This is a genomic window from Bacillus haynesii (assembly GCF_014042035.1).
Taxonomy (GTDB): Bacteria; Bacillota; Bacilli; order Bacillales; family Bacillaceae; genus Bacillus; species Bacillus haynesii.
The window spans coordinates 987,471-1,001,088 of record NZ_CP059494.1 but is presented as its reverse complement, the minus strand read 5'-3'; the positions used below and the strand labels follow the sequence as shown (position 1 = coordinate 1,001,088).

Sequence of the window (13,618 nt, the reverse complement as noted above, 5' to 3'; positions counted from 1 at the left end):
CAAAAAAAAGCACCACTTATAGTTTAAACTATAAGTAGCGCTTCATTTTCCATTAATAAGCCAGGCTGAACAGACCTTTAATATGGCTCAGGTAGCGGACGTTGCTCGCTTCTTTCATCAATGAAGCAGGCAGGCCTTTAAGAGATGTGCTGTTCGCGCCGATTACGGCAACTGCGTCTTTGCGGCCAAGGCTTGCAAGCGTACCTGAGTTGACAGGGCTGAACGTTTCCATTGATTTGTTTTCTAAGTATGCATACAGGTTGTAGCCGATCAGCTCGCCCATTTGCCATGCGATTTGAGCTGTCGGAGGGTACGGACGGCCATCCGGACCGAAGACAACGGCGCTGTCTCCTGCAACAAATACGTCTTCATGTGATGTAGATTGAAGGAAGTCACTTACAGTTGCGCGTCCGCGGTTGACTTCAAGACCTGATTCGCCGATAAGCGGATTGCCTTGAACACCGCCGGTCCAGACAAATGTATTTGTGACGATTTTTTGCCCGTCTTTTAAATCAACAACGTTTCCTTCTACATTTGTGACAGGCAGTCCTGTCAAGAATTCAACGCCGCGTTTTTCAAGGCTCTTTGTCGCACGTTCGATCAGCTCATCTGGAAGAACCGGCAGGATTTTCGGACCGGCTTCAACAAGCTTCAGCTTGATTTCTTTCGGATCGACACCGTAGCTTCTCGCAAGGTTCGGCATGATATCGGCAAGTTCACCGACAAGCTCGACGCCTGTGAGTCCGCCGCCGCCGATTAAGATTGTAGCATCAGCTTCGTTTTTCGTTTTAGCATATTCGCGCACGCGCTCTTCAACATGCTTGAAGATTTTGTTTGCATCGTTTGCTGATTTAAGCACCATGCTGTTTTCTGCAAGTCCCGGAATGCCGAAGTAAGCAGTAACAGAACCAAGACCGACGACAAGCGCGTCATACGTTAGGGTAGAGCCGTCAGAAAGAGCGACTTCTTTTTTATCAACTGAGAAAGAGTTGACTTTGGCGATTTTAAGATCGATGTCTTTTCCTTTGAAAAGCTTTGCAAGCGGCATCGCAACTGCCTGTTCTGACACGTTGCCCGCAGCAAGGCGATGCAATTCTGTGATGATTTGGTGTGTCGGGTATTGGTTAACCACTGTGACTTTTGCTTCTTCTTTTGTGTAGTGTTTGCGAACTGTTAAAGCAGACAGTAATCCGCCGTAACCAGCGCCTAAAATGACGATATGTTTTGACATCGTGAATCCTCCGTCCTTATTCTGAATGTATAGTGATTATTTTTGTTTTTCGCGTTCTGACATGATTTGCAGGTAGCTTTGAACAAAGCGGAACAGCTTTTGGGCCTGCGGATCTTTAAGCATTTTCAGCAAACCGAAAAGTCCGATGACTTCATTGCTTTCGTCAGCGCGGTCTTTTGCTTCAATGGCGGTAGCCGCGATTTCTTTTGCCGTATCTTTGACAGGCTCAAGAATTTCTGTAATGGCACCGACCGTATCATTTTTTAATACTTCATCAGTTGCAACAGATTGTGCGAAATCGTAAGACTTTGTCAAAATGTTGACCAGTTCTGTCAGCTTTGGAAGCTGGTCGACTAAAGTAGTCAAAGACTCCTGTACTTCAGGTTTTAGCAGTTGATCGATAAGATCGCGTTGGCTTTGGCTTACAGATTCGTTTGTTTGATCAGCTGTTTGATCGATTGTTTCCGGCATAACCAATTCTCCTTTTCAATAAGCGATGTGCTGTTTTTTGAAGGAAGCCCTTTTTCTATAGTTTGTGAATTTATGCACAAACTAGTCCGCAAAAAGGTTCTCCCCTTTTGTGTTTGTTTTGCTGTTTTCAGTCTGGAATTCCCGAAAACCCGCAATCTCAAAACACGCTGTATTTTTTACTACTAAATGATAACACTTTTTGAACAAAAAATGAACGTGATTGTTTCGGAAATGAAATAAAATCATAGAAAACTTTATATATAGGGCTTCTTTCATCCCTTTCATTTCCTATATTGTGTCTTTTTTTACGAAACGCCCCGTTCACACGTCATGATAGAGTCGTGCGAACATTTCATAGAATCGCATTTAGTTTACATAATAAAGTTATCGTTACCTCTGGTTAATCTTCATCTTTGACATCCGGATCTTCGGGGATGGGTTCGTTCAGAACGGATTCCGCCCACGCTTTATACTTTTCCATCTGTTCCATATGCGTATTGAATTGCTCTTTGTTAATTAAATGCTGCTGTCCGTCAAAGACGGTGCGGATTTTCTTTTCTCTGACAAGCTGTTCAACATATGCTTCTGAAAGCGTTAAATATTCTGCGGTTTCCTTTATCGTCAAGTACATGTTTTGCTTCCTCTCGTTTTGATTTAGGCGAACGTTGCGTTTTTAGGATCATACGATAAGATATATCAGTTTAGATGATGGAGGCCTATTCTATGTATTCAAAATGGAACTCTGAAACGTTTTATCCGCCTTCAGCCCCGCAAATGCATACCGGTCAATCTTCGCAGCAGATGAATCAAAGGCTGAAAAATCTCGAAGATCAAATGGAATTGCTGATCAAGCTCATGGAAAGCAACAATCAGCTGCTGCGTTCGATTGAAGAGCAGCAGAATCGCGTCTGCACGGCCGGCGGCGGTTCGGTCATCGTCAGAATGTGAGTTTTGATCAATCGAACTTCATCAAAATAAAAAGAGGAAGGACGCGTCCTTCTTCTTTGTTTGAAAGTCTTATCCAGTATACTACAGATTTTTTCGCGCTGAAAGGCCGGCAATTTCATCGTATGTTTCACGGTTTTCTAATGTTGACAAATCGCCTGCCGGTTCGTTCAAATAGGCAGCTCTGATCAACCGTCTCATCACTTTTGCATTTCTCGTCTTCGGCAAACCGCTGACAAAGTAAACCGCTTTTGGCTTGATTGCTTTACCGATCGCATCAGATGCAAGGTTCAGCAAATCATCTTTTAGTTCTTCTGACGGCTTTTCCGACTGTCTGAGGACGATGAAGCAGACGGCTGCCTGACCTTTGAGCTTATCCGGAACGCCGATGACGCCTGCTTCTGCCACCGCTGGATGGCCGACCAGTACGGACTCTATTTCGGCGGGGCCGATTCTTTTCCCGGCAGCATTGATCACATCATCAGAACGTCCGCTGATCGTCCAGTAGCCGTTTTCATCCCGTTTTGCCCAATCGCCGTGCACCCAGACGTCAGTCCAGCGGCTCCAATATGCTTTTTCGTATCTGGACGGCTCCTTCCAAAAACCGTTCGTCATGCCGACCCACGGCTTTGTCAGGACAAGCTCCCCGACTTCATTGACGACTTCCTCCCCTTTTTCGTTGAAGACATTGGCCGCCATGCCGGGAAGAGGCGAATTAAATGTCATCGGCGTGATCGGCCGCAGGAGCACATTGCCCAAAATACCGCCTGAGATCTCCGTTCCTCCTGAATAATTAAATATAGGAATCCGTTCTTTTCCAGCATGGCGGAACAGCCACATCCACGGTTCATAATTCCATGGTTCGCCCGTTGAGCCGATTGCCTTCAGACTGCTCAGGTCGTATTGATAGAGAAAATCTTCGCCGTGCTGCATCAGTGAGCGAATGAGCGTCGGAGAGACGCCGAGATGTGTCACCCGATGTCTGCTGACAAGCTCCCACAGCCGATCCGGGGCCGGGAAGTCCGGTGCTCCGTCATACAGCAAAACAGCCGCTCCGTTTATGAGGCCCCCGAATATTAAAAACGGCCCCATCATCCAGCCCATGTCTGTAAACCAGAAAAACGTGTCCCCCTGTTTGACATCCATCCCGAAGCCCGCATCAAATGCAGCTTTCAGCGGAAAACCGGCATGGGTATGAACCGCTCCCTTCGGCTGTCCTGTCGTACCCGATGTGTAAAGCAGCATGAGCGGATCTGAACTGTCCATTTCTTCTGTGTTCTGCAGGGGATCGCTTTTCATTAATTCATTCCAGTCTATATCTCTCTTATGATTCCAAGTTTGATCGCCATCGTGAAGCCTGCAGACGACGACTTTTTGGACGGAGGGGGAACGGTCCGCGGCTTTGTCAGCTTCTTTCTTCATGCAGACCTTCTTTCCCCTTCGCAAAAAGCCATCTGCTGTGACAAGGATTTTTGCTTCGGCGGCGCTAAGTCTCGCGGCTGCCGCATGGGCGCCGTAGCCTGAAAAAACCGGTAAAAATACCGCGCCGATTTTAGCGGCGGCCAGCATGGCGATGACCGTTTCCGGGATCATCGGCATGTAAATCGCAATGACATCCCCTTTTGCTATGCCTTGCTTTTTAAAGCCCGCCGACGCACGGGCGACTTTTTGATGTAAAGAAGAATAGGTGATCCGTTCTGTTTTTCCGTCTTCACTTTCCCAGATGAGGGCTGTCCTGTCGGCCGTATCAGGCCGGCGGGACCATTTTTCCACGGCGTTGTAAACGGCATTTAAGCGTCCGTCGGAAAACCATTTCGGCCATTTTATGCCTTTACCGAGATTCAATGTTTGGCTGTACCGCTTGTACCAGCTGATGCCGAGCGCTTTTTCGGCCTCTTCCCAGAACCATGCGATATCGTCTGTACTTGCTTTCAAAAAATCATCATAGTCGGAAAAACCGAGGGCTGTCATCCATTGAAACAGCCGGGTCGTTTTTACAAATTCCGGATCAGGCTGCCAAACCGCTTTTTCGGCCATACCGTTTCCCCCTTTTCGTTTCATTGGCCTTTAGACGGGATAAACAGGATGCTTCCGTTCCGTAAATGTCATGTATTTGGTCATATATGCATTCAGACGTTTGATGAGTTCTGTACGCAGCGAATCGGCCGGAATGATCCCGTCGACAATCATTTCTGAAGCAAGCCGGTAAATGTCGATATCTTTTTGGTACGCTTCCCGTTTTTCGGCGATGAAGGCGGACCGCTCTTCTTCAGGCAATTCTGCGATTTTTTTGGCATAAACGGCATTTACCGCTGCTTCCGGACCCATGACGGCAATTTGCGCCGTCGGCAGCGCCAGACAGCAGTCAGGCTCAAAGGCCGGCCCTGCCATCGCATACAAGCCTGCGCCATAAGCTTTCCTGACAATGACGGATATTTTCGGTACGGTTGCTTCGGCCATCGCTGAAATCATTTTCGCACCGTGTCTGATAATACCCGCCCTCTCGACTTTCGTTCCAATCATAAAGCCGGGGATATCAGCCAGAAACAGCAGCGGGATATGATAGGCATCGCACAAATTGATAAACTTTGCTGCTTTGTCTGCCGAATCGTGAAACAGAACACCGCCTTTGACCCGCGGCTGATTGGCGATGATGCCGACAGGCTGTCCGTGAATTCTTGCCAAACCGGTAATCAGCTCTGGAGCAAACAATTTCTTGATCTCATAAAAAGACGCTTCATCAATGATCCGATCGATTAAATCCATCATTTGAAACGGTGCGTTTTGGTTTTTCGGAATGATCTCCTCCAATGACCGGTCAAACGGACGGGCGGATTTTGCTTCAATGACAGGCGCTTTTTCGGTGTAGTTCGGCGGAAAGTAGGAAAGATACCGGCGCGCCGACTTGATTGCCTCCTCTTCCGTTTCGGCAAGAATGTCTCCGCAGCCTGAAACAGAACAGTGCATTCGCGCGCCGCCCATTTCTTCAAGCGACACTTTTTCGCCGATCACCATTTCCGCCATGCGCGGTGAGCCTAAATACATTGAGGCGTTACCTTCGACCATGATGACGATGTCGCAAAAAGCCGGTATGTAGGCGCCTCCAGCCGCTGAAGGGCCGAACAAGAGACAGATTTGCGGAATGCGCCCGGATAATTTGACTTGCTGATAAAAAATCCGCCCTGCTCCTCTTCGCCCCGGAAACATGTCAACTTGATCCGTAATCCTTGCGCCTGCCGAATCGACCAAATATAGAAGCGGGCAATTCAGTTTTTCGGCTGTTTCTTGGATGCGGATGATTTTTTCGACGGTTCTCGCTCCCCATGATCCTGCTTTGACAGTTGAATCATTAGCCATGACGCAAACGGTTCGGCCGTCGATTTTTCCGATTCCCGTGACGACTCCATCTGCCGGAAGCCCGTCAGCCATGCAATTGGCAAAAAACGCGTCCTCAAGGTCGAGGCCTTCGTCAAGCAGCAGCTTTAATCGGTCTCTGACAAATAATTTCCCTTTTTTCTCATTGGCTTCATGGTATTTTTGCGCTCCGCCTTCCTGAATCCGGCGGATGCGTTCATACAATTCCTTTTCGGCCGGCATCGGCTGTCCCCCCGTTCGTTTTATTCTCCCGTATAATACGGCTTCCGCTTTTCTGTAAAAGCTTTCAGCCCTTCTGTCCTGTCTTTCGTCGGGATCGTCAGTTCATAGGCTTTTTGTTCAATCGCAAGTCCAGTTTCGATATCTGTCTCAAGCCCTTGATTGATGGCGAACTTCGCCTGTCTGACGGCAACCGGTCCGTTCGCTGCGATGTTCGCTGCGATACTTTCGGTTGTTTCCTTTAACTTCGAAAGCGGAACGACATGTTCAACTAGGCTGATCTTTTGCGCTTCTTCGGCGCTGATGCGGCCGCCGGTATAGATCATTTCTTTCGCCTTTCCCCTGCCGATTAAGCGGGGCAGCCGCTGTGTTCCCCCTGCCCCGGGAATGATCGCGAGCGTTGTTTCGGGGAGGCCGAGTTCAATATGTTCGGCTGCAATCCTGATATCGCACGCCAATGCAAGCTCCAGCCCCCCTCCCAAAGCGCTTCCGTTTAATGCAGCGATGACGGGCTGCGGCAGTTTTTCCGTTTCGCTGACCACTTGTTGAATCAGGGAAACGGCCTGCTTCGCTTCTGTACGGCTCATGCGGGCTCTTTCCTTTAAATCGGCACCTGCACAAAACGTCCTGTCCCCTACTCCTGTTATAATGACACAGCGGATGGCCGGGTTTGAACGGATATCGCAAAGGATGCGCTGAAAGTCGTCGAGAAGCCCGAGCGAGAGGGCATTGGCAGCCTGCGGTCTGTTCAACGTCAACACGGCAACAGCCTGCTCGTTGATGGAATAAAGAACATTGGGCTCCATTCGATCTTCCTCCTCTTTATCTATGAAAAACAGTTCTTTGATTTAGCCGCCTGCAAATTTCGGCTTGGCAGCTCTCTTCCGGTTTTGTCTTCGATCCATTTGGCAGCTGAAAGCAGCTTGCTGAGATCAACTCCGGTTTCGATGCCCATCTGGGCGCACATGTAAATCAAATCATCAGTTGCCGCATTTCCCGTGGCTCCCGGTGCATAAGGACAGCCGCCCAGCCCGCCGCATGATGCGTCAAATACGGTGATTCCCATATCCATCGCTGCGATCATGTTGGCGAGCGCCATCCCCCTCGTATCATGAAAATGAAGGGCGATATTCTCTTTCGGAAAGCGCTTTAAGAGTACGTCAAGCACCCTTTGAACCTGTACGGGATTTGCTGCGCCGATCGTATCTCCGAGAGAAAGTTCGTCGATCCCCATGTCGAACAGCGCTTCAGAGATGCGTACGATTTGCTCCAATGGCACTTGATGCTCATAAGGACAGCCAAATACGGTGGACAGGTAGGCTCTGGCGGTGAGGCCTGCTTGTTTCGCTGCCCCGGTGACTTCCTGTAAGACGGGAAGCGTTTCACCGATCGATTTGTTAATGTTTTTCCGGTTGTGTGTCTCGCTTGCCGACATGAAAACAGAAGCTTCATCGATCCCTCCATCAAGAGCCCGTTCCAGCCCTTTTCGGTTCGGAATGAGTGCTGCGTAGGTGACGCCCGGCTTTCGGTTGATTCCTTTGGCAACATCAAGGGCATCAGACAGTGTAGGAATCCACTTAGGATGGACGAATGAAGTGATTTCGATATATGAAATCCCTGTTTGGGATAGCATGTCAATCCAGGTTATTTTATCGGCTGTCGAGAGTGCGGTTTGTTCATTTTGCAGACCGTCGCGCGGTCCGACTTCTTTAATGAAAATTTTCTTCGGTACGTTCATTTGCCATCCTCCAGACCTTATTGAAGCTCCAATAAGACGTCCCCTTCATCGGCAAAATCCCCTTCGTTCTTTCTGACGGTTTTGACGGTGCCGGCCGTTTCGGCGACAATCGGAATCTCCATCTTCATCGATTCTAAAATGGCGACTTCTTGCCCCTTTTCGATTTTGTCTCCTGCCTTCACTAATATTTTCCATACGTTTCCCGCCATATTGGTGACAACAGTATTCATGGCACGCCTCCTTGATTTCATTTTGACTGATAGCGATTGATAAAATCGGTTTGGACCCCGCCTTTTCGGAATTCGTCAGAACGTACGATGTCTTCAAGCAGCGGAATATTTGTTTTAATGCCTTTCACTTGATATTGTGAGAGCGCTTCGGTCAAAGTGCGGATAGCTTCGTCTCTGCTACTTCCTTTGACGATCATCTTGGCGATCATCGGGTCGTAATACGGTGTGATGTTCATACCTGGGGCTGCTGCGCATTCATGACGGACATTCGGTTGCTCAGGCAGCTTAAGGTCAGTGATCCGCCCCGGCGAAGGGAAAAATGTTTTCGGATCTTCTGCACAGATTCTGACTTCGATCGCATGTCCGTCCCGCCGAATGTCTTTCTGCTTATGCGAAATTGGTTTTCCTGCTGCGATATTGAGCTGTTCTTCGACAAGGTCGAGCCCTGTAATTTCCTCTGTTACCGGGTGTTCGACTTGCAGGCGGGTATTCATCTCGAGAAAATAAAAATGGTTCTCCTTGTCTACTAAAAACTCGATTGTCCCGGCGTTGGCATAGCCGATCGACAGCGCGGCTTTGACGGCCGCTTCACCGAGCTTCGCGCGCATGTTTTCATCGAATAACGGAGCGGGTGCTTCTTCGATGATTTTTTGCTGACGTCTCTGAATCGAACAGTCCCGTTCCCAAAGATAGACGGCATTTCCGTATTCGTCTGTTAAAATTTGAATCTCGATATGTCTTGCATGCTCGATATATTTCTCGATGTACATAGCCCCGTCTCCGAAAAAATCGGCGGCTCGTTTTTGGCTGCCTTCATATGCTTTTTCTAATTCGCTTTCATTACGGATCAGCTGCATTCCGATGCCGCCGCCTCCAAAAGAAGCTTTGAGCATCACGGGATAGCCGATGGATTCGGCAAGAGCCAGGGCCTCATTCAGACCGGACAAGCTTTTTGTCACGCCGGGAACGACAGGAACCCCGGCTTGTTCCATCGCTTGTCTCGCTTCAATTTTGCTTCCCATTTTGGCGATCACATCAGGCGGCGGACCGATAAACGTGATATTTTCCTCTCGGCACCTTTCGGCAAAACGGCTGTTCTCGGAAAGCAGGCCGTATCCCGGATGGATGGCACAGACCCCCGCTTTTTTAGCGGTTTCGATGATTTTTTCGATATTTAAATAGCTTTCACTGACCCGCGGTTTGCCGATCAGCCAGGCTTCATCTGCAGCTTTAACATGCAGGGAGTCCGCATCGGCTTCAGAGTAGACGGCAACTGTCTGAATACCGAGCCGTTGACAAGTGCGGATGATCCGAAGTGCGATTTCTCCGCGATTGGCGATAAGCAATTTTTGAAACAAAAAAATGCCCCCTTTCATATTCATCAGCGTCTGAAATGGAATTTGAAAGCGTCTTCATTTATTTTTTTTGCGAATCCGAAAGTTAAGTAGCAGCTTATCCTGTTTCCTGCCATAGGTTCAGCCGGGTCTTGTCTGTTCTTTACAGCTTATGATGATTCAAAAGAAAAAAGTCCTAAAGCTGAAGAAATCGCTTTAGAACTCTCAATGTTTTGGCTCAGGCCTGTTGGCGTTCGGACGGCTTTTACCGAGAATGCTCTGCATGTTTGCCGCTGTTTGTGAGGATATGTTGAATGATCTCGGCGTTTTTTGACAGAAAGGCAGTTTCGAACATATCTTGATGAGGCCCGCCTCCCTTATACTCTTGATAGTTTCTTGTTGTGGCGTCAGCCCATTTTTGCAATGTGAATCTGTCAATTTGATCCGTTTGAACGCCGGCTTCAATAAAATGAATGTTTGCGTTGATATGGCCGTCATTGATTATTTGTGCCCAATATTTTTGATAGTTTGTCGTCTTTTTGATGACTGCTTCCCTGAGGTGAGCGGGAACATTTTCTGCCAAGGCGCTGCTTGGCTGAGGCGGCAATGCTTGTTTCTTTTGATACGCATCGACAATAATAAGATCGCTGACCTCTAAATCGCGATTTTCCATTTCTTTTACAATCTCAAATGCCGTGTTGCCTCCCGCTGAATATCCCAGCAGGATATATGGACCTTGAGGCTGGATTTCAATGAAGTTGTTCATGTACTGTTCTATTCGGCTGTCTTCTTCAATAAAGTTAAATCCGTACACGGTCGCTTTGCCGTTTAGCTTTGCTGCGAGATCTTTATAAAATATGCCGAAGCCCGAAATGGGAGGAAAACAGAAAAGGTTCACTCCGGTCGGCGGATTCAGTCTGCTGACATGCTGCACGGCTGATGCGCGCAGCTCATGTGAAAACAGCTTTTCGGCCAATTGTTCAATTGTCGGATTCTCGAATAATAATTCAATCGGAATATCGATCCCCTGGCTGTTTTTCAGCTGGTGAATGACTTGCAGAGCCTTTAGCGAATGACCGCCAAGTTCGAAAAAGTCATCTTCAATACCGAGTTCCTTCACGCCGAGGATAGGTTTCCAGATGTCAATCAATTCCGTTTCGACCCAATTTCTTGGCGGAACGATCTGTTTCAAAACCGTTTTTTGATCAGGTGCGGGAAGCGCACGGCGGTCGATTTTGCCGTTTGCCGTGAGAGGCATGCGGTCCAGTTTAACCCAATCATGGGGAATCATATAGTCGGGAAGCTGCCTTGATAGTAATGAACGGATCGTTTTTTCCTCTGTTTGATCATCGCTTACATAGTATGCGATAAGGAGCGCTTCTTCGTTTTTTTCTTCAATGATGACAGCTGCTTCTTGAACGCCTTCAATCTCGATGAGCCGCGCTTCTATTTCAGCCGGTTCTGTTCGTTTGCCGCGAATTTTGATTTGCCGGTCCATCCGGCTGATATATTCTAAGTTGCCGTCTGGCAACCATCGTACCAGATCGCCGGTTTTGTACATTTTTTCCCCTGGTTGAAACGGATGCTGTACAAATGCTTCACTCGTCAAATCTGGTCTGTGCAAATATCCTTTTGCAACCCCATCGCCGCCGACGCAAAGTTCGCCAGGAACGCCGATCGGCGCGAGCTGCCCGCTCTCGTCAACAATAAAGGCATTTGAATTGCTGATTGGTTTCCCGATTGGAATCGCTTGTGAAAAATCTTGCTTGATTTCATAAAATGTAGAGAATGTTGTATTTTCCGTCGGACCATATATGTTATAAAGCTTCAAGTTTGGACACCGATGTCTGACCGTATTCATCAGTGCAGGCGTCAAAGCTTCCCCGCCGACATATAAAGTGGTAAGTCCTGAAAACATGTCCGGCTGGGCTTGTGCCAGCTGGTTAAAGAGCGCCGTTGTTAAAAACAGCACTGTGATATCATGACTAAGCAAATAATTGCCAAAACGGGCAGGAGTCAACATCGTCGAGCGGTCAATGACATGGAGGCAAGCTCCTTTCAGGAGCGCTCCGAATATTTCAAACGTGATGGCGTCAAAGCCGAGTGAACCGGTTAGGATTAATCTGTCATTTGTATTGGCTGATGTGTAATTGCTGTTTGAGATAAGTGATACGACATTGCGGTGCGAGATCATCACGCCCTTTGGCTTCCCTGTCGAACCCGATGTATACATGATATAGGCCAAATCATCCGGGCGGGTATCGATGTTTAAATTCCGGCTGGATGCCAATTGCGCTTTATTGGATATCACCACTTTTTTCGGAAAATCAATGTCAGTCTTGAGTCCTTTCTGAACGGCCAATACGTCCGCTCCGCTTTCTTTCAGCATGTAGCTGATCCGTTCAGGGGGCAGTTCGGCATCAAGCGGGAGATAGGCGCCGCCTGCTTTTAAAACGGCAAGAACACCGATGATGAATTCAGGTGAATGCTCTGCTAAAATTCCGGCAATTCCGTTTTTCTTTAAGCCTTGTTCTTGGAAGATGCGGGCCCATGCAGTAGATGTTTGATCCAGCTCCCTGTATGTCATCGTCAAGCCGCCGGCATGTAGTGCGATATGCTCCGGCGTTTTCTCAACTTGATTGGAAAAAAAGTCAGCGATTGTTTTGTTCGTGTCGTAATCTGTTTTTGTATCGTTGAATTCCCCGATGATCCGGGCTTTTTCGTCAGGCGCGAGCATCGGCAGCCTGGAAGCGGGGATATCGGTGTCCTCCGCCGCTCTTCGCAAGGCTTCTAGCAAGTGGCCCCTCACACAGTCAATCCATGATTCATCATAAACGTTTGCATTGTAGCTGAACTTGATGACGAGTTCATCATCCGGCGCAATCATGAGGTTGAAGTTGTAGCCTGATTGCTCCGAAACTTTGACATTTTCGATCTGAAGCGGTGATTCGGCGCGGTTTGCCGAGTCTTGCATTTGCTGCTGCAAAGGGTAGTTTTCAAAAACGAAAATATGGTCGATGACATTCTGTTTGAATGCGGTATGCGACTGAATGTCAGCCAATGGATAAAAACTGAACATGTCTTGAGCAAGCCTTTCTTTCTGGGAGCGGCGAAGCAGCTCTGAGAAGGTTTCATTTTCGCTCTCGGCCTTGATACGCACCGGAACAGTATTGATAAATAATCCGATCATTTTCTCAACACCCGGAATCACGGAAGGACGGCCGGAAACGACAGAGCCGAAGACGACATCATCTGTCCGGTTATAGCGCTGAAGCATCAAGCCCCACACGGTTTGTATGAGAGTGGCGAGTGTGGCTTCATGCTGTTTGGCGATTGTTTTGAGTCTCGTCGTCAACTTTCGGTCTAATGAAAACATCAGCTCTTTTTGCCGATATCCCTTTTCCACAGGTTTTGCTGACACTCTCGGAAGCCCTGTTGGCGCATTGAAGTCTGTTAAGTAGTTTTTCCAGTATTCCTTGGCTTTGTCTTTGTCCTGATCATACAACCAGGAAATATATGCGCTGTATGGCTGGACAGGTTCTAAAGGCACAGATTCACCCTTATAGATGGATTCGTACAACTGCATAAATTCTTGCAGCACGATCCCGAGACACCAGCCGTCCATTAAGATGTGGTGATGGCTCCATACACACACATGTTTTTCCGGCGCCGTTTTGAACAGAGAAATCCGCATCAGCATATCTTTTTGCAGATCGAAGCCTTTCCGTCTGTCCCGCTCTTTAAACTGGCTGATATATGCGGTTTGATCAGTTTCCGGCATTCCGGTCAAGTCTTCAGCATGCAACTGAAAGGATCGATCGCGTAAAACGACCTGGCGCGGCTCTTTCAGCCCAGCAACATGGGGCAAAAAAACCGTTCTGAAAATGTCGTGGCGGTCGATGATCGATTGTACACTTTGTTGGAACCAGTCTAAATGAAGCTGACCTCTTATTGTGAAGACGGACTGTTCTATATATGCGGCTCCTTCGTCTTGCAGGAAAGAATGAAAAAGCATTCCTTCCTGCATGTGGCTTAAAGGATAAATGTTTTGGATTTTTTGTGTATGACCCATTGT

The 13,618-nt window shown here is 48.0% G+C and carries 11 protein-coding genes; 1 reads left to right on the top strand and 10 read right to left on the bottom strand.

Annotated elements, in window-relative coordinates; genetic code table 11:
- Window positions 1–52: 52 nt before the first annotated feature.
- From H2R00_RS04865 to H2R00_RS04855, 3 genes are all read right to left on the bottom strand, one after another.
- Window positions 53–1,231 carry an NAD(P)/FAD-dependent oxidoreductase gene (locus H2R00_RS04865; protein ID WP_182070577.1) on the bottom strand — a complete coding sequence of 393 codons (1,179 nt, stop codon included), beginning with the start codon at window positions 1,229–1,231 and terminating at the stop codon, window positions 53–55.
- A 36-nt stretch (window positions 1,232–1,267) separates the two neighbouring features.
- Window positions 1,268–1,702: a helical membrane plugin domain-containing protein gene (locus H2R00_RS04860; protein ID WP_043929066.1), complete on the bottom strand. Its 435-nt coding sequence runs from the start codon at window positions 1,700–1,702 to the stop codon at window positions 1,268–1,270.
- Window positions 1,703–2,102: 400 nt separating this feature from the next.
- Entirely contained in the window at window positions 2,103–2,333 is a 231-nt protein-coding gene (locus H2R00_RS04855) for an excisionase family DNA-binding protein (RefSeq protein ID WP_145651984.1), read from the bottom strand.
- A 92-nt stretch (window positions 2,334–2,425) separates the two neighbouring features.
- On the opposite strand from H2R00_RS04855, the gene H2R00_RS04850 reads away from it, so the two are divergent.
- Window positions 2,426–2,650 (top strand): hypothetical protein, encoded by a 225-nt coding sequence (locus H2R00_RS04850; protein ID WP_154998974.1) that lies wholly within the window; start codon window positions 2,426–2,428, stop codon window positions 2,648–2,650.
- A gap of 81 nt (window positions 2,651–2,731) precedes the next feature.
- Here H2R00_RS04850 and H2R00_RS04845 read toward each other — a convergent pair whose 3' ends face one another.
- The 7 genes from H2R00_RS04845 to H2R00_RS04815 form a co-directional block, all read right to left on the bottom strand.
- Entirely contained in the window at window positions 2,732–4,684 is a 1,953-nt protein-coding gene (locus tag H2R00_RS04845; protein ID WP_182070576.1) for an AMP-binding protein, read from the bottom strand.
- A 30-nt stretch (window positions 4,685–4,714) separates the two neighbouring features.
- Window positions 4,715–6,244 (bottom strand): acyl-CoA carboxylase subunit beta, encoded by a 1,530-nt coding sequence (locus H2R00_RS04840; RefSeq protein ID WP_154998978.1) that lies wholly within the window; start codon window positions 6,242–6,244, stop codon window positions 4,715–4,717.
- Between the two features lie 20 nt (window positions 6,245–6,264).
- Window positions 6,265–7,047: an enoyl-CoA hydratase gene (locus H2R00_RS04835; protein WP_154998980.1), complete on the bottom strand. Its 783-nt coding sequence runs from the start codon at window positions 7,045–7,047 to the stop codon at window positions 6,265–6,267.
- Between the two features lie 20 nt (window positions 7,048–7,067).
- Window positions 7,068–7,979, bottom strand: coding sequence for a hydroxymethylglutaryl-CoA lyase (locus tag H2R00_RS04830; protein ID WP_154998982.1), 912 nt, complete (start codon window positions 7,977–7,979; stop codon window positions 7,068–7,070).
- Between the two features lie 17 nt (window positions 7,980–7,996).
- Window positions 7,997–8,209 carry an acetyl-CoA carboxylase biotin carboxyl carrier protein subunit gene (locus tag H2R00_RS04825; protein ID WP_003182452.1) on the bottom strand — a complete coding sequence of 71 codons (213 nt, stop codon included), beginning with the start codon at window positions 8,207–8,209 and terminating at the stop codon, window positions 7,997–7,999.
- 17 nt (window positions 8,210–8,226) lie between these two features.
- A complete protein-coding gene (locus H2R00_RS04820) occupies window positions 8,227–9,567 on the bottom strand; it encodes an acetyl-CoA carboxylase biotin carboxylase subunit (RefSeq protein WP_154998985.1) in 1,341 nt (446 codons plus the stop codon).
- Between the two features lie 241 nt (window positions 9,568–9,808).
- Window positions 9,809–13,615, bottom strand: a complete 3,807-nt coding sequence (locus H2R00_RS04815) for a non-ribosomal peptide synthetase (protein ID WP_182070575.1) — start codon at window positions 13,613–13,615, stop codon at window positions 9,809–9,811.
- Window positions 13,616–13,618: the final 3 nt, after the last annotated feature.